The 23044-nt window shown below is 61.4% G+C and carries 26 protein-coding genes and 1 pseudogene; 11 read left to right on the top strand and 16 right to left on the bottom strand.

Annotated features, from left to right (window positions below; all coding sequences use genetic code 11):
- The first annotated feature begins 94 nt into the window (after positions 1–94).
- Positions 95–559, top strand: coding sequence for a MaoC family dehydratase (locus DCC24_RS07175; RefSeq protein WP_110099238.1), 465 nt, complete (start codon positions 95–97; stop codon positions 557–559).
- On the opposite strand, the gene DCC24_RS07170 is transcribed toward DCC24_RS07175, so the two are convergent.
- From DCC24_RS07170 to DCC24_RS07155, 4 genes are read right to left on the bottom strand one after another with little or no spacing between them, the layout of a single operon-like run.
- Positions 547–1212, bottom strand: coding sequence for an HAD family phosphatase (locus DCC24_RS07170; protein ID WP_199446245.1), 666 nt, complete (start codon positions 1210–1212; stop codon positions 547–549). The two genes, DCC24_RS07175 and DCC24_RS07170, sit on opposite strands and share 13 nt — an antisense overlap.
- Positions 1205–1966, bottom strand: coding sequence for a 3-oxoacyl-ACP reductase FabG (gene fabG / locus DCC24_RS07165; protein ID WP_110099236.1), 762 nt, complete (start codon positions 1964–1966; stop codon positions 1205–1207). Before fabG ends, DCC24_RS07170 begins: the two co-directional genes overlap by 8 nt.
- Before the next feature lie 54 nt (positions 1967–2020).
- Positions 2021–2542: a thioesterase family protein gene (locus tag DCC24_RS07160; protein ID WP_110099235.1), complete on the bottom strand. Its 522-nt coding sequence runs from the start codon at positions 2540–2542 to the stop codon at positions 2021–2023.
- On the bottom strand, positions 2539–3501 hold the full coding sequence (locus DCC24_RS07155; RefSeq protein ID WP_110099234.1) for an NADPH:quinone oxidoreductase family protein: 963 nt from the start codon (positions 3499–3501) through the stop codon (positions 2539–2541). Before DCC24_RS07155 ends, DCC24_RS07160 begins: the two co-directional genes overlap by 4 nt.
- An 85-nt stretch (positions 3502–3586) precedes the next feature.
- Here DCC24_RS07155 and DCC24_RS07150 point away from each other — a divergent pair.
- Positions 3587–4815, top strand: a protein-coding gene (locus tag DCC24_RS07150) for an IS3 family transposase (RefSeq protein ID WP_110099233.1) whose coding sequence is annotated in 2 segments (ribosomal slippage) — positions 3587–3866 and positions 3866–4815 — 1230 coding nt in all. Because the reading frame shifts where the segments join, the coding sequence is not laid out codon by codon here.
- 1467 nt (positions 4816–6282) lie between these two features.
- On the opposite strand, the gene DCC24_RS12065 is transcribed toward DCC24_RS07150, so the two are convergent.
- Complete coding sequence (locus DCC24_RS12065; RefSeq protein ID WP_158524624.1) at positions 6283–6441, bottom strand: hypothetical protein; 159 nt, start codon at positions 6439–6441, stop codon at positions 6283–6285.
- A gap of 12 nt (positions 6442–6453) precedes the next feature.
- Positions 6454–6621: a hypothetical protein gene (locus DCC24_RS12060; RefSeq protein WP_158524623.1), complete on the bottom strand. Its 168-nt coding sequence runs from the start codon at positions 6619–6621 to the stop codon at positions 6454–6456.
- Between the two features lie 213 nt (positions 6622–6834).
- On the opposite strand from DCC24_RS12060, the pseudogene DCC24_RS07140 reads away from it, so the two are divergent.
- Positions 6835–7438 (top strand): annotated as a pseudogene (locus DCC24_RS07140) (transposase); the annotation flags it as partial.
- Positions 7439–7903: 465 nt separating this feature from the next.
- Here the strand turns inward: DCC24_RS07140 and DCC24_RS07135 are convergent.
- Positions 7904–8806: a Cof-type HAD-IIB family hydrolase gene (locus DCC24_RS07135; protein WP_233492019.1), complete on the bottom strand. Its 903-nt coding sequence runs from the start codon at positions 8804–8806 to the stop codon at positions 7904–7906.
- Positions 8803–9765, bottom strand: coding sequence for a carbohydrate kinase (locus tag DCC24_RS07130; RefSeq protein ID WP_233492018.1), 963 nt, complete (start codon positions 9763–9765; stop codon positions 8803–8805). The genes DCC24_RS07135 and DCC24_RS07130 overlap by 4 nt, the downstream gene beginning before the upstream one ends.
- 91 nt (positions 9766–9856) lie before the next feature.
- On the opposite strand from DCC24_RS07130, the gene DCC24_RS07125 reads away from it, so the two are divergent.
- The gene (locus DCC24_RS07125) at positions 9857–11185 is read left to right on the top strand and encodes a uracil-xanthine permease family protein (RefSeq protein WP_110099230.1); all 1329 of its coding nucleotides are present in this window, start codon (positions 9857–9859) and stop codon (positions 11183–11185) included.
- On the opposite strand, the gene DCC24_RS07120 is transcribed toward DCC24_RS07125, so the two are convergent.
- From DCC24_RS07120 to DCC24_RS07110, 3 genes are read right to left on the bottom strand one after another with little or no spacing between them, the layout of a single operon-like run.
- Positions 11182–11871: a LysR family transcriptional regulator substrate-binding protein gene (locus tag DCC24_RS07120; protein ID WP_110099229.1), complete on the bottom strand. Its 690-nt coding sequence runs from the start codon at positions 11869–11871 to the stop codon at positions 11182–11184. The two genes, DCC24_RS07125 and DCC24_RS07120, sit on opposite strands and share 4 nt — an antisense overlap.
- A 32-nt stretch (positions 11872–11903) precedes the next feature.
- Positions 11904–12812, bottom strand: coding sequence for an Lrp/AsnC family transcriptional regulator (locus DCC24_RS07115; RefSeq protein ID WP_110099228.1), 909 nt, complete (start codon positions 12810–12812; stop codon positions 11904–11906).
- Entirely contained in the window at positions 12809–13645 is an 837-nt protein-coding gene (locus tag DCC24_RS07110; protein ID WP_110099285.1) for a nitrilase-related carbon-nitrogen hydrolase, read from the bottom strand. Before DCC24_RS07110 ends, DCC24_RS07115 begins: the two co-directional genes overlap by 4 nt.
- Positions 13646–13917: 272 nt before the next feature.
- On the opposite strand from DCC24_RS07110, the gene speB reads away from it, so the two are divergent.
- From speB to DCC24_RS07095, 3 genes are read left to right on the top strand one after another with little or no spacing between them, the layout of a single operon-like run.
- Entirely contained in the window at positions 13918–14877 is a 960-nt protein-coding gene (gene speB / locus DCC24_RS07105) for an agmatinase (RefSeq protein WP_110099227.1), read from the top strand.
- Positions 14878–14930: 53 nt separating this feature from the next.
- Positions 14931–16700, top strand: a complete 1770-nt coding sequence (locus tag DCC24_RS07100) for an NAD(P)/FAD-dependent oxidoreductase (RefSeq protein WP_233242959.1) — start codon at positions 14931–14933, stop codon at positions 16698–16700.
- On the top strand, positions 16697–18082 hold the full coding sequence (locus DCC24_RS07095) for a YjiH family protein (RefSeq protein WP_233492017.1): 1386 nt from the start codon (positions 16697–16699) through the stop codon (positions 18080–18082). Before DCC24_RS07100 ends, DCC24_RS07095 begins: the two co-directional genes overlap by 4 nt.
- A gap of 102 nt (positions 18083–18184) precedes the next feature.
- Here DCC24_RS07095 and DCC24_RS07090 read toward each other — a convergent pair whose 3' ends face one another.
- Positions 18185–18700 (bottom strand): methylated-DNA--[protein]-cysteine S-methyltransferase, encoded by a 516-nt coding sequence (locus tag DCC24_RS07090; protein WP_110099225.1) that lies wholly within the window; start codon positions 18698–18700, stop codon positions 18185–18187.
- A 347-nt stretch (positions 18701–19047) separates the two neighbouring features.
- Between DCC24_RS07090 and DCC24_RS07085 the strand changes: the two genes are divergently transcribed.
- On the top strand, positions 19048–19284 hold the full coding sequence (locus DCC24_RS07085) for a hypothetical protein (RefSeq protein ID WP_110099224.1): 237 nt from the start codon (positions 19048–19050) through the stop codon (positions 19282–19284).
- Positions 19285–19725: 441 nt separating this feature from the next.
- Here DCC24_RS07085 and DCC24_RS07080 read toward each other — a convergent pair whose 3' ends face one another.
- A complete protein-coding gene (locus DCC24_RS07080) occupies positions 19726–20076 on the bottom strand; it encodes a PadR family transcriptional regulator (protein WP_110099283.1) in 351 nt (116 codons plus the stop codon).
- A gap of 120 nt (positions 20077–20196) precedes the next feature.
- Here DCC24_RS07080 and DCC24_RS07075 point away from each other — a divergent pair, with 120 nt between their 5' ends.
- From DCC24_RS07075 to DCC24_RS07065, 3 genes are all read left to right on the top strand, one after another.
- Entirely contained in the window at positions 20197–20442 is a 246-nt protein-coding gene (locus tag DCC24_RS07075; RefSeq protein WP_146206301.1) for a hypothetical protein, read from the top strand.
- On the top strand, positions 20443–20793 hold the full coding sequence (locus DCC24_RS07070) for a relaxase domain-containing protein (RefSeq protein WP_110099222.1): 351 nt from the start codon (positions 20443–20445) through the stop codon (positions 20791–20793). It abuts the gene before it with no gap.
- Between the two features lie 150 nt (positions 20794–20943).
- Positions 20944–22077, top strand: a complete 1134-nt coding sequence (locus DCC24_RS07065; protein WP_110099221.1) for a hypothetical protein — start codon at positions 20944–20946, stop codon at positions 22075–22077.
- A 4-nt stretch (positions 22078–22081) separates the two neighbouring features.
- Here the strand turns inward: DCC24_RS07065 and DCC24_RS07060 are convergent, their stop codons facing one another.
- From DCC24_RS07060 to DCC24_RS07050, 3 genes are read right to left on the bottom strand one after another with little or no spacing between them, the layout of a single operon-like run.
- Positions 22082–22474, bottom strand: coding sequence for a hypothetical protein (locus DCC24_RS07060; protein ID WP_110099220.1), 393 nt, complete (start codon positions 22472–22474; stop codon positions 22082–22084).
- 9 nt (positions 22475–22483) lie between these two features.
- Positions 22484–22756: a hypothetical protein gene (locus DCC24_RS07055; RefSeq protein WP_110099219.1), complete on the bottom strand. Its 273-nt coding sequence runs from the start codon at positions 22754–22756 to the stop codon at positions 22484–22486.
- Positions 22757–22761: 5 nt separating this feature from the next.
- Positions 22762–22995, bottom strand: coding sequence for a hypothetical protein (locus DCC24_RS07050; RefSeq protein WP_110099282.1), 234 nt, complete (start codon positions 22993–22995; stop codon positions 22762–22764).
- Positions 22996–23044 lie beyond the last annotated feature (49 nt).

Here is a 23044-nt window from a genome sequence, read left to right as displayed (position 1 = left end):
CAACTGCGCAAGAGAAAAATGATCCATTGAATCCGAGTTCAGGTTCACTTAACATGAAGGTGATATAGCTCACCTACGAGAAGGAGATATCACGATGGTAGAAGTCACCACCGTCAGCTCGATCGCCGAACTGAAAGAACTCCAGGGCAAGGAACTGGGCCCTACGGAGTGGTACACGGTTGATCAGGATAAAGTCAACGCTTTCGCCGATGCCACCGAGGATCATCAGTGGATCCACGTCGATGTCGAACGCGCCAAGGCCAGCCCGTTGGGTGGCACCATTGTTCACGGGCTGTTCACGCTGTCGCTAGGCCCGTATTTTTCTGAGCAGCTGATTCAGCTGGAGGGCTTTACCCACACCTTGAACTACGGATATAACAAGGTCCGTTTCCCCCATCCCCTGCCGGTGGGGACCCGAATTCGCGTGACCTCGACAATTTCTTCAGTGGAAGAAGTCGGCGAGGGTTCAGCCCAGGTCACCACCGTGCAGGTGTATGAGGCCGAAGGTATTGAAAAGCCGGTTTGTGTTGCCGAGGCCTTGGGACGCTACACAGAGTAATTACTCAGCAAGTCGCTCAGCTGAGCGCGGGTGCTGGTGGCATCGGTATGGCGGATGGCTCCCATCCCCAACCGGGTCGCTGCATCGAGATTATGCTGAAGATCGTCAATCATCACCGTCTGCTCAGGAGCTACCTCGAGCTTCTGGCAGGCGGTGAGGTATGCCACGCGTGAGGGCTTGCGTGCACCAATGACTCCGGAGATGGTGACCGCATCGAACATGGACTCCAGATCAAAGCCAGCATAGGTATTGTCGCCAAACGAGTTCGACAATAAGCCGGTAGGGATACCGGCTTGACGAATTTCTGCCACGAGATCGATGGTTTCCCGGTCCGGGTGGAGGTAAGACTGAATCTCCTCAATGGTCCCGCGATCAGGCACCTGCAGTCCGTGCTCCGCCAGTTCCTCGTGGTAGCCCTGTTCGAATTCGGTCGCGGAGATGCGACCTTCTTCGTGGGCACCGAGCAACTTGGCAGAGGCGGATCCTTTGGTACCCAGGATCTTCAATGGCAGGTCACGGTTACCGTACTTGTCTCCGAACGCTTGGAATCCTGCCAGCAACGAGGTGGTCAGCACTCCGCCGAAGTCAAACATCACGGCAGAGTACTGACCAGAGCTGGCACCATCAGATGGTGTCGGCCGCTGATTAGTCAAAGGGACCGCCACCTGCATAAATAACCTGACCGTTCACGTAGCCAGCGCCTTCGGAAATCAGGAAGGAGGCCAGGTGGGCAACGTCGTCGGGCTTACCGCTGCGGGCAACCGGGATCTGCGCAACGGTTTTTTCAATAAATTCGTCGAAGCTGATACCAATGCGTTCGGCCGTGGCAGCGGTCATATCCGATTCGATAAAACCGGGGGCAATTGCATTGGTGGTGACACCGAATTTACCCAGCTCGATCGCCAGGGTCTTGGTAAAGCCCTGCAGACCAGCCTTGGCAGCGGAGTAGTTGGCCTGACCACGACTGCCTAAGGCTGAAACACTGGAGAGATTCACGATACGACCGAAGCCAGCCTCCGTCATATACTTCTGGGTTTCGCGCGACATCAGGAAGGCACCGCGCAAGTGCACACCCATCACGGCATCCCAGTCGTCCACGGTCATCTTGAACAGCAGGTTGTCGCGGATGATGCCGGCGTTGTTGACCAGCACGGTCGGGGCGCCGAGCTCATCGGCAACCTTGGCAACAGCGGCCTTGACCGAGTCTTCATCGGAGACATCAGCGCCGACGGCCAGGGCCTGGCCACCGGCGGAGGTGATGGCATCGACGGTCTTCTGGGACTGCTCTTCGGCCAGATCCAGCACCGCAACTTTCAGGCCATCAGAGGCCAGACGCTGGGCGATGGCTGCACCGATGCCGCGACCGGCACCGGTAACGATGGCAACGCGTGGTTCAGTAGTGGACATGGGGTACTCCTTCAAATCGAGTTGGAATCGTGGAAAATCAGGGGGTCCGGGGGGCTAACGGAGCTTCAGGCTACCGGAATCCGGAGCCAGCCAGCTGAGCTGACGATCGTGGGCCAGTCGCTGGTCGAGTTTGTCACCGAGCTCGTCATTCCAGGCGGTCGAACGCCGCGTGGACATATCGACGTGAATATCGGCGAATTCGGCCATCGAAGCCACGTCGCCGGTGGTGAGGTTCGCAGCAATGGCCACACCGCGCAAGAGTTTCGCGTTGCGGTCCACCAGGCGCACATAGCCACCGAGTTTGGCACCGATCTGAATTTCATGGGCGAAGGTCACGTGCTGTTCCAGCGTAAAGGTGCTGCGTCCATGGGTCTGGATGTAGTCGGGGGTGATGCCCATGGACATCAGACCGTAGTGCAGGGTGTGCATCAAGAACTCGTAGTGCCCCAAGACGTTGACGTGATCGTTGTAGTCACGCCACCGTTCGGGGGCGGTCACAGAATAAACCTGCTCGAGCTCTCCCAGCTCATCGAGAGTGGGAATGTAGATGCGCTGGGAGGATGCCTCGGTGCTCATGCGCGCAGGACCACCTTTCCGGTCGCGGTGCGCGTTTCCAGAACTTGTAGGGCTTTGCTGGCCTCAGCGAGATCAAAGACCGGGCCGAGCGGTGGCACCAGACGACCGGCGGCCAGGTGCTCTTCCATATCGGCGAACTGCTCGGCAATAAAGCCGGGCTTGTTCAGCCCAAAGGCACCCCAGCCGACACCGACCACCGAAATATTGTTCAGCAGCAGGCGGTTGACCTTGACCTCGGGGATGGAACCGGCGGTAAAGCCGATAACCAATAGTCGACCCTCCGGCTTCAGGGCGCGCAACGAGTCGGTGAAGCGGTCACCTCCAACCGGGTCCACCACAATGTCCACAGAAGACCGGCCGAGTTCCTCGAGGAAATTCTCGGAGTTCACCACACGGTCGGCGCCGGCCGCGCGGGCGATCTCGGCCTTCTCTTCGGTGGAGGTCACGCCAATCACCTCGCGAGCGCCGAAAGCTTTGGCGATCTGAATCGCGGAGGTACCGATACCGCCGGCGGCACCGTGAACGAGGACGGTGTCCTCGGAGCTCATCGCCCCGCGACGGCGGAGCGCGAACTGGCAGGTGCAGTAGTTGAACAAAAAGGCTGCCCCCTGCTCAAAGCTGATGTTGTCCGGGAGTTTGAAGGTCAGGTCAGCCCGGGCGGTGACTTTCTCGGCGAACCCACCGAGCAAGCACAGCGCTGCCACGCGGTCTCCGGGAACCAGTCCGGTGGACTCGGGGGCGTCGAGGACTTCGCCGGAGACTTCGGCTCCGGGGATGAACGGCAAATCAGGCTTCATCTGGTACTGCCCGCGCGTTTGAAGCAGTTCCGGAAAGGCCACCCCGGCGGCCTTGACCTGGATCAGTACTTCCTTATCGGGGTTAGTGACAACGGGGTCATCGACCTCGTTAAATTCGATGGCTTCGGGTCCTTCTAGTTGTGTGATCTGTATCGCACGCATACACCAAACATAGATGAACTTGAGTCCAGATTCAATAATGAACCGTCCTGGGTTTTGTTCCGTCCTAAAATGAGAGGATAGAACTATGCCAACCAAATACCCGCAGTCGTTTAAAGATCGTGCCACGCGCATGGTGTTTGATCGGCTCGAAGATGAAGACGCGCCGAGCCGGTATGTGGTGATTCGTGAAACCGCGCCCAAGCTCAGTATCGCGACACAGACGTTGCGTCGTTGGGTGGTACAAGCTGAAGTGGATACCGGTCAGAAGTCAGGGGTGTCCACGGATGCCCAAGCGCAAATCCGGAAGCTGAAGCGGGAGAACGCGGAGCTGTGCTGGGCTAATGAGATCCTCAAGACGGCGTCAGCTTTTTTCGCAGCGGAGCTCGACCGCCCCACGACGAGATGATTGCTTACATTGACATGTTCAGGGATCGTTTCGGGGTCGAGTCCATCTGTCGTGTTTTGGGTGCGACAGACCGTGGGTTCATCACCTCAGGTGGCTATCGGGCGGCGAAAGCCCGTCCTGCCAGTGATCGTTCGCGTCGGGATGCAGCCCTGATCCCAGTGGTCAAAGAGCTGCACCAGGCTAATTATGGGGTTTATGGGGTGGGCAAAATGTGGCATGCCATGAGACGTGCTGGCTGGGACGTGGGCCGTGACGAAGTGGCTCGGCTGATGTGCCTGGCGGGACTCAGCGGTGTGGTGCGAGGACGAAAACCCCACACCACCATCGCTGCGAAGGTCCCGGATCAGCGGCCAGATTTGGTCAACCGGGACTTTGGCGTCACAGCACCCAACCGGCTGTGGGTCGCGGATATAACCTATGTGCGCACCACCAGCGGGTTTTGCTACACCGTGTTTGTCACGGATGCCTTCAGTCGTAAGATCGTGGGTTGGTCGACCCGCACGACGATGCGTACTGATGCGCTACCGTTGGAAGCGTTAGAGCACGCGCTGCTCAGTGCTAAGGACCAAGCCCTGGATGGGTTAGTCCATCACAGCGATCGTGGCTTGCAATATGTCAGCATTCGCTATACCGAACATCTTGCCAAGGCTGGTCTGACGGCATCGGTTGGGACCGCTGGAGATGCTTACGATAATGCATTGGGTAAGACGGTTAATGGCTTGTATAAGACCGAGTTGATTTATGCTCGGCCCGCTTGGCCGTCAGCTACTGAGGTGGAATTCGAAACGATGAACTGGGTCCACTGGTGGAATACCACCCGATTGCATGAAGCCTTGAACTACCAGACCCCGACCGACGTCGAAGCCAGCTATTATATGACCCAGGCACAAGCCCTAAGCCCCGTATAGAAAACGGAACAAAACCCAGGGCGCTTCACCCCTTATAGTCATAGACCTCTGCGCATTGTGAAGCTGAGCGTGAAGTGTTGAAAAAGACCGTGTCTGGGCTTTCCGAGGTAGATAGGGCGGTATCTGTTACTCCTGCCGGCTCCCGCAATGTCGCGCTAGCTCGAACCTTGATAGCCGCAGGGCAGTTGTCTGTCTTGTTATTCACAAATTGGGATACACTCTTTGTTCCGACTGACGGCGGGTCCTTTGGTCCATCTTGTCATGGGGAAAGCAGAGCAGAAGCATACTGCTTAATGTACGATGAACTTGGCCTAGTGTTTCCCTCAGTGGTGTTGTTAGTAAGCTTAGTGGTCGTGCTGAGCGGGGTCTTTCCCAGGTATACGGGGATTCTCCATGCATGGGTTACGTTATCGATCTCTCCAGCAATTAGTTTGCCTGACGGCGGGAAGCAGTCTCTCAGATTGTTGTTGTCATCCTTGCAGTAGTCCTGTTGTCTGATGGTCGTTTGAATCATTGGCATGCCACAACTTCCAGTGGGTCTCCGTTGCTTCCGGTGACATGGGCTGCGAGTCACCTGCTGCGCTTTCAGCTAATCTGGGTGTACTTGAATGTTGCTATATCGAAAACGTCGGTGCCTGAGTGGAAGGATGGGACTGCTGCATATTTCATTACGTTGGATCCTATGTTTGGTACACCGGGTCCGTTCGGTCCAATCTTTGACTGGTTAGTCAATATTCCTGTTTTTTCCCTGCTGATGACGTGGGGGCTATATTGATCGAGGTTACAATAGCGTTGCTCTTGCTCGGCCCCGTCCGGTGGCGTCCCGTTGCGTTCTGGTTGGCCGTCTTGCTTCATGGAATATTTATCGCCATGATTAGATTGTGGTCGTTCGCTTTTGTGATGATCGGAGCTGTGCTTGCGGCAACGGGGCCTACGGTGAAACTGCAAGATTGTGCCTTATGGAATCACTTTGATGTGCGGGAATCTCGCTCACTGTCGAATGCCGAAGAGGTGCGAGGATGAATCGCATACGCGTGAACGTGAAGACACACTGGATGAATGGCTGGTTCATGAGAATGTTTGCTTCACCGGTGCTGTGCGTGAATGGTAAGCAGATTCCAGCGAATTTCAGTGCACCGACTGTGGTATCTGTCGAAGAACCTGTCGTACGTATTGGCGCAGGTATCCGCTATTTCTCTCGTGGACCGGTATTAGGGTGTGAGCCTGAGCTCTGTCGTGTGGATGATTCGTCGGGTGTCGTGAACCTGGTATTCAAGAACGGCGTGTGGAACCATTCCCCATTTAGGATCGTGTCCGTGCAGTGATGTGCGGGGGTAAGGGGCTCGTGTTGCTCAATCCGCATCGGGAGTGTCTGCCTCGCGATGGCGGGCGCGAGTAGTCAAGAGCTCGGCGACGGCTGGTCCGGCGGCCAGGCCCGCGATTGCATCGATGAGGGTGTGGCTGGGGTCATTTGTGCCGAGCGACGGGGGTACGGATACAAGCGGGGAACCGGTCATCACATTCGGCGCGAACGCTGATCCAGGCAGCGTTGAAGATGACGGCATTGGCAGCCAATTCCCATCGCCGGCCGCGGTCGGCGCGTTCGACCAGTTCCCAGTAGCTCACGCCGTGCTTCTTTCAGTACCACGTGATGGCCTGTGCGCCGGTGGCAGCGGCGCGAATCGGCAGGGCTGAGAAGCATCCGGCACCTCCGGTGGCCAGGAGGAGGACGGTAACGAAGTAGACGTAGGTGGCAACCTGCCTACCGACGACATCCGTGGAGCATAATGGTCGCTTCGCGTTCATCGTCGAACGACGGGGCGTTGAAGACGGCGATAGTGTCGGCGTGGAGTGGGAAAGGTCTGGCGGGTGTGCACGGTGATTCCTTCCACGAGGTCTGTCGGGTGTGGGTGGTGTCATCGAGCGTCTGGACCGTTGTCGAGGAAGAATAGTGACTCGCCTGCATCGCCTTCGTCCTGGCACTGACTCTGACCCCATCGCTGGCCGGGCTCGAACGGCTGTTGCGACGGGCTGACCGGACTGCCAGAGGCAATCGAAGCGACCTGGCTGGACTCGTTCGTCCAGACCTGTGTCGTACCCCTTGAGCCGGGCTGCGAACAGGTTCGTTGCCTACGGCGATCGCAAGGCCGTATCACGGGCATTTAAGGCCCTCTACACCACAAGCAACGAGGATACCGCAAGGCTGCGTTTGGATGATGTCGCAGCCTCTGAGCTCGGCCAGAAATACCCGTTAGCGGTCAAGACGTGGACGAACGCCTGGGAGCGGTTCGTGCCATTTCTGGCATTCCCGCCGGCACTGCGCCGGGTGATCTATGCAACGAATACGATCGAGTCGCTGAACTATCAGCTGGGCAAAGTCACGAAGAACCGCACGCAGTTCCCCAGTGACGAGGCCGTGGTCAAACTGCTCTAGCTAGCGCTCTGCACGATCGAGGACAAACGCGCCCGCGAACGAGCCAAGGAACGCGGCAAACCCGCCGGCAGACTCGTGCAAGAACAAGTCACCACGAACTGGAAACAAGCCCTCGCCCAACTCGCCGCCACCTACCCCGACCGAATCAACCCCTACCTCTCAACCCAATCCCCTACACAACAAACTTGACAAGCCCCATGGATATCATCATGACCGCCGGCATTCCTCGCTGGGTTACCTGCCCCCGATCGAGTACGCTCGAGCTTGCGCCCACCAGTTAGAAGTAACCGACTCACATACCGGCCGGACCTCACAACGGGGCGACCCACTGCTAACAGTACCAGTAACAAATTCCCCTCCGAGAAACTCTCACGAACCTCGATATCCCGGTTACAAGTTCTACCAATCATTGAATCCGATCGAGCTCAGCTAAATCATTTCCCAGCACGGCAGACCCAGAAGGCCATAACAAAAACGAAGACATCTAACAGTTCAAACCCATAAAGCCAGAAAATAACGTAAAGTCGCTACGACACCAGCTTGAACATCAGACCCTGCTACGACGATGCAATCCTTCAAATCTGAACTACGACAATCCATTCATGCTCAACAACATGAGGCACGGCACTTGCCCCGCTCTCGGTAAAGAAGATCCTAGGTGGGTAGGTGCATCAAATGCTCGATCACCGCGGCCACCCCGTCATCGTCACAGTCCGCGGTGACCGCATTGGCGGCTGCTTTCAGCTCGGGGTGTCCGGAGCCGACCGCGTACCCGGTGCCGGCCCAGCGAATCATTTCCACATCATTGAGCTGGTCGCCGAAGGCCACGACCTTGTTGGCGTGGACTCCCAGAGAGGTGGCGTAATCGGCCAGGGTCGCGGCTTTATTCACGTCGGCCCGCGAGATCTCCAACAAGGGTTGGCCGGGGGCCGAATGGGTCACGGTCACGGTGGTACCCAGGTGTGCGCGCACCCTGGCCAAGAGCTGGTCGGGTTCCCGGTCGGGAACGCGGACCATGAACTTCAGCACCCCGGGATGCTCGTCCAAGCCGTCAATGGTGCGCGGGTAGTGGTGCAACCCTCCGGGGCGATATCCACTGGGGTCCTCGGGGTGGTCATCCCGAAAGCCGGGCTCGACCACGAAGCCGGTCAGGGTTTCAAATCCACACCGAGCTGCGGGTTCGATCCGGCGGAGCTCCTCGTAGACTGCGACGACACTCGCTACCGGGATCGGGTGGGCCTCCAGCACGGTCTCAGAGCTCAAGTCATAGATCACCGCCCCGTTAGAACAGATCGCCGGCCCGTTCAGAGTCGCGACGAGTCCGGACATCCACCGCATGGGTCGGCCGGTCACAAAGACCACCGGGATGCCGGCTTCTTGAGCGGCCTGAAAGGCAGCGGTGGTGCGCGGGGTGATGATCGACCCACCGGCGGGGTGACGGTAGGAGATGATAGTGCCGTCGAGATCGGAGGCGATCAGGCCCGGCCGGCGCACGGGATGGCCCGTCGCGTCACGCTCGACGGATTCCCCGTGCGGGCTCAGGCCATCCCGGTTCACGGTAAGCCCTGCGCGTCGATGCCGGCAGCCTGTAGCGCTGCCAGGAGTTCAGCGGTCTCAGGTGGGTTGGCTCCCGGTCGGGAGCTGGTGATCGCCGAGGCGTGTGCGGCGATGCGCACCGCGTGCTGGGCGGCGCTGGTGGAAAGTCGGTGGATGCCCGCACGATCGCCGAGCACCTGGTGCAACGCCCACAACAATGCGGCGGTGAAGGAATCTCCGGCCCCGACGGTGTCGGCGACCTGTACCGGGACGATCGGCATCTCGAAAATCTCCCCGTCAGCGCAACTTCCGAGAATGGTGCGGGCGCCTCGGGTGACAATGACGAGCCCCGGCCCGCGGGCCGCCCAATCGCGCAGTGAGTCGGTGATCTCGCGGTGCGGATACAGCCAGGTGAGGTCTTCATCGGAGGCGTGGACGATATCGGTCAAGCCCACGATCTCTTCGGCCCGCTGCCGGTAGGCCTGCCGATCGGGCAAAATGGTGGGCCGGCAGTTGGGGTCATAGCTGATGGTGGCGTGCTCGCGCACAGCGCTCAGAGCTCTCAGCACCGTGGCGGCCCCAGGTGCTAACACAGTACCGATGGATCCCACGTGAACGTGATCGAGCTCGGCCCCGCCGGTGGCGGTGGCGAAGTCGGTGACCAAGGTCTCGGGCACCTCCCAGTTCAGGTCGAACTCATAGGAGGCCACTCCGGAGGGGTCGAGGTAGGCCCGGGCCACGGAGGTGGTCTCCACCCGCTCGAGCACCGGTTTCACGCCGTGAGTGCTCACGTGCTGATCGATCAAATCACCGAACTCGTCCCGACCCCAGCGACCGGCAAAAAAGACATCGTGACCCAGTTTGGCCAGCCCGACGGCCACGTTTAGCGGCGATCCGCCAGGAAAGGCTCGTTGTTCGGCGGTATCCGAGATCACCACATCAACGAGTGCTTCACCAATCACGCCCAATTGTTTACTCACGGGGTTAACGCTACCGGAGAAAGTCACGCCGGGTGAGAATGGGCTACAATCGAGCCGATCTGATCACCGCACTCGTGCATAAGGGGAGGCCATGGCCGGCACTTTGAGACAGAAACTCGGACTCACCTGGAGACTCCATGGCGATGGACGGCACATTCGTCCCGGTGAAGTGGTGCTACCTGAAGAGCGGTTGCGCTGGCCGTTGACCATCGGGGTCGGAGTGCAACACGTGATGGCCATGTTCGGTGCGACTGTGCTGGTGCCGACGCTGACCGGGTTTCCGGCGACCACTGCCCTGTTTTTCTCCGCAGTGAGCACGGTGCTGTTCTTACTCCTGACCGCCGGGCGGGTGCCCAGCTACCTGGGATCCTCCTTTGCCTTCATCGCACCCATTACCGCCGCCACCCAGGCCCATAACATGTATGCCGCCATGGGCGGGGTACTCATCGCCGGGGTCACCTTATTCTTAGTGGGCCTGGTCGTCCATCAGGTCGGTACCGGCTGGATTCACGCGCTCATGCCACCGGTGGTGATGGGCACCATTGTGGCTCTGATCGGTTTGAATCTGGCCGGGTCCACGACCGAGGCCATGGTGGAGGTACCGCTGACGACTTTCGGTACCACCGCGGCGGTGGTCATTGCTGCGGTGTTATTCCGCGGGATGCTGGGGCGACTCTCGATTTTGATCGGCATTGTCACCGGGTATCTCCTGGCCCTGGTCCAGCGGCAGATCGATTTTTCCCCGGTGGAGCAGGCCGACTGGCTGGGGGCGCCACCCTTCCATGCCCCGGAATTCCACCTAGACGTGGTGTTCCTGTTTGTTCCGGTGGTGTTCGTGTTGGTGGCAGAGAATATTGGCCACGTGCGCACCGTGGGGCTGATGACCCGGGAGAATCTGGACAGCTACAACGGTCGAGCCCTGATGGCCGACGGGCTCGCCACCACGCTCTCGGGTGCCGGCGGTGGGGTGGGTAATACCACCTACGCCGAAAATATTGGTGTGATGGCCTCCTCGAAGGTGTACTCCACCGCCGCCTACTGGGTGGCGGCCACGGTGGCCTTCGCGCTGGCGTTCTTTCCCAAGTTCGGGGCCCTGATTGCCACCATTCCACCGGGGGTGGCCGCCGGGGCCGGGATCATTCTCTATGGCATGATCGGCATCATGGGAGCCCGGATTTGGGTGCAGAATTCGGTGGACTTCTCCAACACCATTAACCTCATGGCCGCCGGGGCCGGGCTGATCGTGGCCATTGCCGACCCGCAGATTTCGATGGCCGGTGCCCAGTTTGGTGGCATCGCGCTGGGTACTGGCACCACGCTGATCGTCTTCCATCTGATGACGCTGATCGCCAAACTTCGCGATACCGAACCGGTCGAAGACGAGGAATTTTCCCCAGCCGAGCCCGGCCGGCTGGGCTAGGTCCAGCGCTGGGAGGAGGGCCGGCGGCCTTTGGTGACCCCGATGAAGTCTTGAATCAGCGGGGAATCTAGGTCTCGTCGCCAAGCTAGCCCAACCTGCCAGCCCGGATGCGCCGTGGTGGGCAGGGTCAGCGTTCGTTTGACCCCGAACATGCGTGCCACCGAGGCCGGCAACAGCGTGAAGCCGGTGCCTGTGGCCACGATCTCGATCGCCATGCGCTCCCCGGAGCCGGGAACCTCCGGTGGCTCCAGGGCATCAGGGGCAACCGGTGGAGCGAAGTCGGCAGGGTCCAGGAACCCCTCGGTGAGCTCCTCAGCAGGAATGGGCCCATCGGCCTGCGGGTCCCAGGCGGCCAGCAGGTGATCGAGGCAGACCACAATGACCGGTTCTTCTTCGTATAACGACACCAGGTGCACCTCATCGGGGTCGAGCCCGTGGGCGGTGACCAGCTGGTGCCAGCTGGCATCGCGTCTCCAGCGCAGGTAACCCAACTGTGGAATACCGCGGACCGTGCCGTCTGGGCCCGGTTGTAAAAACAGGGTTTGCGAGGACTCGTCGTGATTGACCAATTGTACTCTGCGCGTCGAGCCATCGGAGGTGAACCGGTGCACCCATTTCGAGGGGGTTGCCCCGGGAATGGTGGACAAAAACAGGGTCTGGGCCACATCGGCAGACTGTAAGGACATGGGTTCAGTTTAAAAGACGGCGGCCCCACAGCTCAGCTCCGCAGAGAGGACAGTGAGGACACGGATCGGCCGTAGTCCTCTTTAACGGTGTGCAGGTGGAACCAGGTGGTCATCCGGTGGACCGCATCCAGGGCGCGCAGTCGCTCGAGCCGGGCGAATAGTTCGGGTGGGGAGCCACCGGAGACGGTGGCGATCAGATCATATCCGCCCAGGGTGAGCGCGGTGAATTCGGTCTCGGGACTGTCGGCCAGTGTTGTCAGCACGGAGGATTCATCGCCGCCGAGGTTGAGCCCGACACCGACTTTCACCCGGGCGGAACCGGCGTCTTGGCGCACCACGGCGCTGATCTTCAGGATCCGAGCCTGCAGCATCCGATGCACCCGAGCGCGCACCGCGGTTTGGGACAGTCGCACCCGTTCGGCGAGGTCGCGGTAACTGGTGCGACCATCAACGTTCAATTGCTCAATCAGAGCGGCATCGATATCGTCGACGGTGACTTCACCGGTGAAGTGCGAGGCGAAGGTGCCACGAATGACGTCGGTGTAGAGGTTCACCCGCACGGTATCGGCCTCGGGTAGCCCGCGAATCCAGCACAGCGTTTCGCGTAGCGCGGTTTGGTCGGTGGCGCGGATCTCGGCCACCAGATCCACCGGCCCCGAAGTCGCTGAGACCAGTGGGATCTCGGGGCGCGCACATAGCCCCTCGGTCAGTCCGGTGAGATCTCCCTGGCCGGTGATCGAGACATGGGCCAGGGCGCGGTCGCCGACAAAGGCCGGGTCGGCCGCGGCCACGATGCGCATTTCGCCCGAATCGAGCAGAGCTCGCACCCGTGTCGACACCAGGCTACGGGGGACACCGAGTCGGGTGGCCAGCTGCCGGTAGGTGGCCCGGCCGTCTTCGCGCAAGGCTTGAATCAGGGCGTCGTCGAGGTCGGGGGTCATGACTGGGTGGCAGGATCGTTCCGGGCGCACTGCGACAAACTGCCGGTGTCCCAGTGGCGATAGATCTCGGGGCGACGATCCTGCAGGTACCACGGTCCCTCGGGTCCGGGCTGCGGGCGGGCGGGGACGTGAACCACGACGAGCCCCGGTTCGTCCTGCAGCGCACCAAGCACCGCGCCGTCGGGACCGGCCACTACGCTGCGTCCTTTAAAGTCCCATCCGTTTGCAGTGCCCACGTGGTTGGCGTAGGCGACCGTCATCCGGTTTTCGAGCGCTCGGGTCGGAATCACCAGGTGCGGGATCTGCGGAAAATCACCGGCCAAAGCGGTGGGTACCAGCAAAACATCCGCGCCGGCGGCGGCCACCGCCCGGGCCATCTCGGGGAACTCAATGTCGTAGCACACGGCCAACCCCACCTGTCGTCCGTCGAACTCCACCACCGGTGGGGCTTGGGTTCCGGCCTGGAACGCGGCGTTTTCCTCCGGGCCGAAGAGATGGACCTTCTGATAATGCGCGCGCCGGGTGCCGGTGGCGTCCACCAGGGTGGCGGTAATTCCCCGACAGGCTGGCTCTTCATCCCCGGGCAGGCTGTAGACGAGTCCGATGCGATAACGGCGAGCAATGTCTGCCAGCTCACCGTGTGCGAAGGCAACGTCTGCGGGGCTGATCTGGTCGCGGATGCGCTGCGGTGCGTATCCGACCACGAATAATTCCGGGGTGAGTAATAGCGTGGCATCCTGGGCTGCGGCGGTTTCGGCAGCGATCTCCATCAGTGCGAGATTGTGCTCGATCTGTCCTGGCTTAGCGGTCTGCTGGAACACGGCGATGCGCATGGTCCCATTATGCCTACCGACCGCTCTAGTGATCAGAACCCGATCATCCAACACGCCCAATTCGGCGCAGACGAGCCTCAAGGTGAACACATCGTGCGTGAAATGTCTCTGAACCGGTGCTTTGGTGCGCACTATCGTGAGATATCGTGTCACATCCGCGTTCTAGCACGCGGATCGTACCCGTTTGTCACATTGCTGAGGGCAGAAACTGCGCTTAGTATTCGAGGGAACATATCTATGCCACACATCACACCTGCAGCTGAGGAGACGCTATGGCGACGTCGCACCATTCCGAACCGATCGGCCCCCGTGACTCATCGCAAACCCCGCGCTACGCCGGAGCGGCCAACTTCGCCCTGTTGCCCACTCTCGACGAGGTCGGTCACGCCGACATCGCGGTGGCCGGAGTGCCCTTCGACACTGGTGTCAGCTACCGTCCCGGCGCCCGTTTTGGGCCCTCACACGTGCGTGAGTCGTCTCGCCTGTTGCGTCCGTATAACCCGTCCCAAGATATCTCCCCGTTCGCTGTGGCTCAGGTCGCCGATGCTGGGGACATTGTGGCCAACCCGTTCAATCTCGACGAAGCCGTCGCCCAGGTGGCTGATGGTGCCCGCGAACTGCTCGAGCGCGCCGACCGACTGGTGTGCATTGGTGGCGACCACACCATCGCCTACCCCCTGCTGAAAGTCATGGCCGAGAAGCACGGCCCGGTGGCGGTATTGCACGCTGACGCCCACCTGGACACGTGGGATACCTACTTTGGTGCCCCGGTCACCCACGGCACCCCGTTCCGTCGCGCCTCCGAGGAAGGATTCATTGACCTCACCGCGAGCGCACACCTGGGTACCCGTGGACCGCTGTACGGCAAGCACGATCTCGACGACGATGAGAAACTGGGTTTTCAGATCACCGGCAGTGTCTACATCGAAGAACACGGCATCGCTGCCGCAATTGAGCGTCTTCGCGCCCGGTTGGGCGACCGGCCCGTCTATATCTCCATCGATGTCGACGTCATGGACCCGGCCCACGCCCCCGGAACCGGTACCCCGGAGGCCGGTGGAATGACCAGTCGCGAGTTACTGCGGGTCATCCGCTCGCTTTCTGATCTGAACATCGTGGGCGCCGACGTTGTTGAGGTGGCCCCGGCCTATGACCACGCTCAACTCACTGGCATCGCTGCCAGCCACGTGGTGTATGAGCTGATCTCCTCCATGAGCATGTCATTGCGCTAAGACAGTGCTCCGCCCGCTGACCGACACTCCGACCACATCCCGAAAGGCTCACCATGAGTTCGCCTGCTGAACAGCCTCCGCTGACGATGCTCAGCCCTGATTTCCCGTTTAGCTATGACCATTACTTGGCCCACCCGGCCGGGCTGGGTTCCGTTCCCGAATCGGCCTACGGCACCGAGGTGGCGGTCATTGGCGCCGGGCTTGCCGGCGTGATCACCGCCTACGAGCTGATGAAGATGGGACTCAAGCCCGTCGTCTACGAAGCCGGGGCCATTGGGGGCCGGCTGAAGTCCCAAGCTTTCGACGGTAACGATGACGTCGTCGTGGATTTAGGCGGGATGCGTTTCCCCGTCTCGGGCCGGGCCTTTTACCACTATGTGGACAAGTTGGGGCTGGAAACCCGCGCATTCCCGAACCCTCTGGCCGATGTCACTCCTTCCACTGTGGTGGAGCTGAAAAACCAGACGATCTATGCGGAGTCCGCCGAGGATCTTCCCGAGTTCTATCAGCAGGTCGCCCGGGCGTGGAAACGCGCCTTGGTGGAGGACGCCGAGCTCGAAGCCGTACAAACCGCCATCCGGACCCGGGACACCGCCACGCTGAAGCGTCTGTGGAATGAGCTTGTCGCCACGCACGACGACACCTCGTTTTACGGGTTCCTCGCGTCCTCCCAGGCGTTTGGTGAGCTGAGCTTCGAACACCTGGAGACCTTTGGCCAGGTCGGCTTCGGATCGGGTGGCTGGGATACCGACTTCACGAACTCGATTCTGGAGGTGTTGCGCGTGGTGTTCACCGATGCCGATGACCAGCACCGTGGCATCGTCGGTGGGGCACAGCGCTTACCACTGGAACTCTGGGAGCACGCCCCCGAAGACCTGGTGTATTGGCCGGTCGGCACCTCCCTGGCCTCTCTGCATGCAGGCACCCCGCGAGGTGCGGTGACCGGCATCCATCAGGCTGAGAATCCAGAACTGTCCGGGGGCATCCGCATCAAGGAGAAGTGGGGTCGCACCCGCGAGTACGCTGCCGCGGTGGTGACCTGCCAGTCCTGGTTGCTCTCCAGCCGGATCGACACCGATGAGTCCCTATTTACCGCCGATATGTGGACCGCCATCGAAAAGAGCCACTACATGCTCTCCTCTAAGACCTTCGTGATGGTGGACCGCCCGTTCTGGCGCGATGTGGACCCGCAAACGGGGCGCCCGGCGATGTCGATGACGCTGACCGACCGGCTCCCCCGCGCGACCTACCTGCTGGATGATGGGCCCGATCAGCCCGCAACGATCCTGCTGTCCTACACCTGGAATGACGACGCGTTAAAGTGGTTGTCTTTGGATGCTTCTGAGCGCACCCGGCTGATGCTACACTCGCTCCACAAGATCTATCCCGGTCTGGATATCGGATCCCACATCGTCGGGGAACCGATCACCGTCTCGTGGGAGGCAGACCCGAACTTCATGGGCGCGTTCAAGAATAACCTGCCCGGGCATTACCGGTACCAGGAGCGGTTATTCGGCCACTTCATCCAAGACGACCTGGCGGAACACCAGCGCGGGATCTTCCTGGCCGGTGACGATATCTCCTTCACCGCCGGCTGGGCCGAGGGCGCGGTGACCACCGCGTTGAACGCTGTCTGGGGCGTGGCGCGCCACCTCGGCGGAGCCTGCGCCCCCGAGAACCCCGGTCCCGGGGACGTGTGGGACGAGCTCGCTCCGGTGCGCCTCGACCGCATACACAACATCAACACCACTGATAACACTGATATGGCTTCGATGGCTTCCGGTTCGGCTCCATCGGGCAACACAAAGGACGGTATCCGATGAGTGAGATGTCGACGTCCACCCCCCACCCCGATGAGACGGCCCAGCCGACCCGTTCCCGGGCCTCCAGCACCTGGTGGTTCCTCCTCCCTTCGCTCCTCGGGGTGCTGATCTTCATGGTTCCGGTACCCGACGGCGCCGGTTCCGTGACCATCCCGATCGCTTTTCTCTCCGATTCCCTGACCACCGCCCTCGGTGTTCTCGTGCCGTGGCTCGTCGTCGCACTGGTCGCCATATCGGTGATCGGCACGTTGGTCTGGTGGACTGCGCGACCCGCCTTCCTGGATAACCACCTGGGTCGCACGCTATTCGACATCGGCTGGATGTGGATGACAGTACGCGTATTGGGCCTCGTGTTCGCGGTGCTCATCGTCCTGCAGCTCGGGCCAGAGCAAGTCTGGGGCGAGAACACCGGTATGGTGATCATGGATCTGGCCACGGTGCTGGTGTCGGTGTTCTTCCTGGCCGGCCTGTTACTACCGCTGCTGTTGAACTTCGGATTGCTGGATTTTGTCGGTGCGCTGATGACCCGATTGATGCGCCCGCTCTTCCGGTTGCCCGGTCGTTCCTCGGTGGTCTGCCTGAGCTCGTGGCTCGGAGACGGTTCCATTGGCGTGCTGATGGCCAACCAACAGTACGTGCAGGGGTACTACACCAAGCGCGAAGCTGCGGTATTGGGTACCACCTTCAATATTGTCTCGGTGACCTTTACTGTTGTGATCCTGGAATACCTGGGCCTACAGCACATGTTCCTGCCGTTTTACCTCACCATCGTTGTCGCCGGCCTCGTCGCCGGCGTCGTGATGGTGCGCATCCCACCACTGTCACGAATTTCCGATGACTACGCTGAAGGGGTAACTCCCCAGCCAGAAGAGACAGCTCCTCCACGGCGCGGGTTGTTGCGTCGGGCCTGGAATAATGGGCTCAAACGGGGCTGTGAGGTGCACTTGGGCTCAGTCGTCCGGCACGGATTCTCCAACGTATTAGAGATGTGGGTCGTGGTGGTGCCCAGTATCCTCGCGATCGGTACCGCGTCGGTGATGCTTGCCGAACACACCCCGTTGTTCACCTGGTTGGGTACCCCGTTCATTCCGGTCCTGGACCTCATGCAGGTCCCGGAGGCCGAAGAGGCGTCGGCGACCATGCTGATCGGCTTTGCCGATATGCTCCTGCCGGCAGCGTTCGCGGCCTCGATTGACGCGGAGATGACCCGGTTCATCATTGGCGCCCTGTCAGTCACGCAGCTGATCTTCATGTCCGAGGTGGGTGGCATGTTGCTCGCCTCCCGGATCCCGGTGCGCTTCCACCATCTGGTGGCGATTTTTTTGCTACGCACCCTGATCACACTGCCCGTTATCGTCGCGATCGCCCACCTGTTCTACTAATCAACACGATCCAGCGAGCGTGTCATCACCACCCCGGAGGCCACGGTGCTCCGGGGTGGTGATTGCTATCCGGCCTATCGTGGTACTCGATGTGCACCAAGTTCACGCTCGGGCACTGGACTCCAGCTCTAATAGATACCGTTTCCAATCCTCTCCCCCGCGATAACCACCGAACCCTCCGGAAGCGGGCACCACACGGTGGCACGGCACCAGAATCGGCAACGGATTACTAGAACAACCTGCACCCACCGCACGAGCTGCACCCTCGGCATCTAGCTGATCGGCTACCTGCGCATAGGTCAGGGTCGTTCCGTAAGGAATATCGAGCAGGGCTCGCTGCACGCGGGCCAAAAAGTTCTCCGCTACCGGGAGCGCTATGGGGATGGTAAACGCTTCTCGCTCACCCTGGAAGTACTCCGCTAATTGCGTCTCGGCTCGGTTCAGCACGCGTGAGGATTTCCGTTCCGTCGCGCCCGGGAAGCGTTCCTGAAGAAACTGCAACACTGCTTCGGAGTCGTCGACGAATTCTACGGCCAGTACGGTCTGAGCGTTCGCCACCAGGAGTAAAGGAGTCACCGGCGTCTCGATGACGCGATAGTACTGTCGTTCAGTGGTCATGATGCGCTCATCCTTCCAACTCGGCGCGTGGTAATGATCACATTAGCCCACGCGTGGGACATCGCGGGAGTATCCGGGCACCCAGTGCCTTCGGCGGGGAAGAATTAAACGAAAAAGACCTCGACCGGATCTCTTCTTTCCGGTCAGAAGCCTTTTCCCACGGTGCGCGAGGGGGACTTGATCTCTTGCCCCCGTCCGGGCAGGCACCGACCTCAAAGGGCGGAAACCCACATGAAATCAACGGATTTCGGGGAGGAACCTGCGTTCGCGCACCTCCCGATACATGCGAAGACGTACTCGGTGCCCCATGGTTTGCCCCATGAACCCTGCGTTCAGGGATAGGCCGGATGTCACAACACGAGAAGGGCATCCGCATGGTCTCCGTCCTCAAGCTAGCGATGCCCCCGCTTGATCCGTTGCCCTTCGACGATCAGCCAGATGCCGACGGCGAGGAGCAGGCCGAACAGCAGCGCGCCGAGCAGGGGGCTGAGCACGGCGCCGATGTCCCACCCGGCAACACCGGTGAGCGGCGCGCTCTCTGGGGTGATCGTCGCAGTGCCCTCCGCGCTCACTATCTGCTCTGAGGTCACGATGACGGCGGGTGCGTTCAAAGCCCATGACACGAGACTTTCGACACCGACGAGCGTCACGACAGGCCAGGTAGCGGTACCGATGATGTGGTGTCGCTTCTGCCAGGTCTTGGAGTTCCAGAGGAGTACGACGCCTCCGATCCATCCGAGGAGCGGGAGGGAAACCGCCGAAGGTGACCAGGAACGCTGTCAGCCAGGTGTACCAGCCCGCATCGTGGGGTCGGTTTGCAACCTCTGCTCGTAGATCGGCGGTGACGTACTCCGGTGAACCGATCTGCTCGATCCTGCTTCGAACGGCCACGTCGTCCAGTCCCTCGAACTCCTTGGTGATGCTTTCCAGCAGTGACGAGGCGGCTTCGAGGTCTGTACCTTCGAGCAGTCGCCTGACACGGCGCAGGTACCCCCTCGCGGTGGTGTCGAGTGTGGTCTGTGCGGTCATGACTGGTTCCCCTCTCTATCGGGCGTGATATGGCGTGTGACGGCGGGAACGAAGTGTGCCCACTGCTGACGGAAAGCATCCAGCGCCGCCTGCCCCGCGTCGGTCAGCTCGTAGTAGCGCCGAGTCCGCCCCTCATCAGAGAGCTGATCGAAGGTGGTGACGTAGTTGCTCTTACGAAGGCGGGTCAGCACCGGGTAGAGCGTCCCGATGCCGCCGATGATCTGACCCTCGTCCACGAGGAGTTGGGACAGCTCCCACCCATACATCGCGCGCTTGCTCAACAACCCGAGAACACACGCCTCGACAACGCCGCGCCGCAATTGCGCTCCGACATCCTCGATACTCATGCCAAGCACCATATCATGCACCACCTAATATCCTTCGACGATCTCATCGGTCCGACGTCGCACATCCACTGAGAACTCCGACGTTCTCACCGCATCTCTCCCGAATGGGCGTATTCTACCGTGGTAGATACACAGGTTTCCGTACTGGAAATATTGGTGGTGAGTGTCGTGCAGGGCGGCGTGATCCCGTTCCGGGGAACCGGAGCTGACGGGCGCCGCTATGTCGAAGCAGACCGTTCCCGCGCCGATGACTACTACCTCGGCGCGGGAACCACGGTCGCTGAGTTCGCCGCGCTCGATGGCGCTGGCAACGTGACGGCCGAGCTGGGCCTTGACCCGGAGACGTATGCGGGTTGGGTGGACTGAGTGAACCCGGTCACGGCAGAGTCGATGGGGAGGCCGCGCCTGCCTGGAGAGGCTCGTCAAGGGTCGCCTCGGTTTATGGAGATGGTCGTGACCTCTCCGAAGTCGCTCTCCATCGCCGCCGCGCTCCACCCCGAGGTTTCCGAAGCTCTCGATCAGGCGCAACAGGGCGCGCTTTCCGAGATTCGATGCTGGCTCGCGCAGCACTCCGTCACCCGTGTTGGCCCGCGCGGACGTCAGGAGGTCGTGCCTATCGAGCACATGCAGGTCGTTGGCATCACGCCCCGGACTTCCCGTGCGGGTGATCCGCACCGCGACCGGCAGCGACGGCCCCCACCGGTGCCGGGGATCTGATCCAGACGCGCAAGAACAACACCAGCGTTGGGGTCGCGAACCGTCAGAACTGGATCGTGCAACACGTCGAAGACGACGGCACGCTCAGAGTGCGCGAGGCCGGGAGCGGGAGGAAGCGGCAGCGCACCCTGCGCATCCCCGGCCGAGTATGTGGCCGAGCACGCGCACCTGTCCTATGCGGCGACCGCCTACGGAGTCCAGGGCGCGACTGTGGCGGGGTCGCACACGCTTCTCACTGACGCCACCAGCGCCGCGAGCGTGTACGTCGGAATGACTCGCGGCCGCAAGCAGAACTTCCTGCACATCGTCGCCGAAAGCCAGGAGCAGGCGCGAGAACAGTTCATCGCGACGATGGAACGCGATCGCGCCGACCGAGGCCTCACCGACGCGACCGAACGCGCAGCGGAAGCTGTGCGAGGACTTGTGGAGGATGGGCCGGTGCGTCTCGTGCAGACCGAACGGGCACGCCTCACCCAGCTCATCGAACGCGCGGAACAGCACGCGGCCGTGTTCGAGGACGCCGCCGCGCGATTCGTCGAGCAGAAGCAAGCGCAGCACGTCGAAGCCGGGGAGCACGCCGAACTGGTCGTCCACGCGAAGGAGCTTGCGGCGCGCACCCGCCACACGGTCACGGCCGAGGTGGAAACGCGGGCGCGGGCGGACGGGCAAGAACTCGTAGAAGCTCGGGCGCATCTCCACACCGCCCGAGAAGAGGTGAGGGCGGCGAGGTTCGGGCGTAAGCGCACCGCCGCCCGGAACATCGACACCGCGAAAGAGTCGGTTGAGAAGATCGAGCAGCACATCACCCAGACCTGGGGCACCGCACCGTCTCTCTTGCGACCCGTCACCGAGTGGGCGCAGACCATCGCAACAGGACAGGCCGATGCCCATCCCGAGGTGCGGGCGGCTGAACAGGCCCTCAGCGAGGCGGAGGCCGCGAAGCGGCAGACCGCCGAGTGGCAGGCCGTTGAGCGGGATCGCCTCGCCGTCCAGGTCTACGGGGCGGAGCAGGCGCGGCAGATGCGAGGCACGTTCCGCATCCCCAACCCGACAGCCGACGCCGAACGCGCCAGGAAGCGCGCCGCCACAGGGCGGCGCATCATTGCTGAACTGTATGCGCGCCCCGTCGCGGAGGCCGCTGAATGGCTCATTCAACGACGCGAGCAGCAGCGAGCCGAGCATGAGGCTCTGCAAGCCCGCCAGGAAGGCTTGGCGCGCCGCAGTGCTGGCCTGACAAGGACTGGCCCGGATCAGCAGCCAGGGGCACTGGGCATCGGATGGTGAAGCCTCAGACGGTCCGCACAGTCGGGAGGGTACGCAGCGCGAGCGCCTGGCTACCTGCGAAGAGCGCGATATCGACCACGACGGCCAGAACCCCGACCACCGCGAGCAGCGTTCCCGCCGCCATCACGCACACCGCGACCAGAAGTGCGGCGAGGATGTTCACGCCCATCACCATGCGCAGCGCGGTCTGGATGCGCAGCTTCAGCAGCATCCACAGCACGAGGCCCGCCCACAGCACGACCGTGACACCCGCAGCCGCGATCAGCAGTTGCGGCAACGCGACGACCTCGGCGATGGGCGCAGCGAAGAGCGCGACGGACGCGCCAAGGAGCGTGCAGTAAATCGCGTCAAGGCGGAGGCTCCACCTACCGAGCTTGTGCCCGTTGATCCGTTTCATGCCGTCCTCCTACGCGCTGGCGCTGTAGCGCTGGCGGGCGGCCTCGCCGCTGGTGCCGATTGCCTCACCGACCTCGCGCCACGACAGCCGCTTCTCCCGCGCCGCACGCACTGCGTCGGCCAGTTCACGCTCGGCAGTGTCGCGTCGCCAGGCGGCGAGCTTGACGGCCATGACGGGCGAGATCGGGGCGTCCTTATCGCCGGGCTTGGGGTCGTAGTTCTCGAAGGCGTCCGCGAACTCGTCGGCGCGGGCCTTGATGTCTTCGATAGAGCGTGGAGCCATGATGTTCACCTCAGATACTTGGGTCGGGCCGGACGCATCGCGTGCGCGATCGCGATGATGCCGTGCCATTCGATGACGCCGACTTCAACCAGGGTGCCGGTCTCGTCGGGGCCGATGAACATGGTCATCGCGTCGTCTTGCACGAAGTGCCGGACAGGGAAACGGAGCGCATGAAGCATCGCCGCATCCGAGACGCCGTGCCGGTGGGCACTGTCCAGGATGAGCGGTTCCGACTCCATGCTCACAAGTTTACTTGCCACAAGTTATCTTGCCAAGCGGGGCAACAAA

The organism is Auritidibacter sp. NML100628, from assembly GCF_003185985.1.
Lineage (GTDB): Bacteria > Actinomycetota > Actinomycetes > Actinomycetales > Micrococcaceae > Auritidibacter > Auritidibacter ignavus.
The sequence above is the reverse complement of the archived record's forward strand: the minus strand, read 5'-3'. Positions and strand labels throughout refer to the sequence as shown.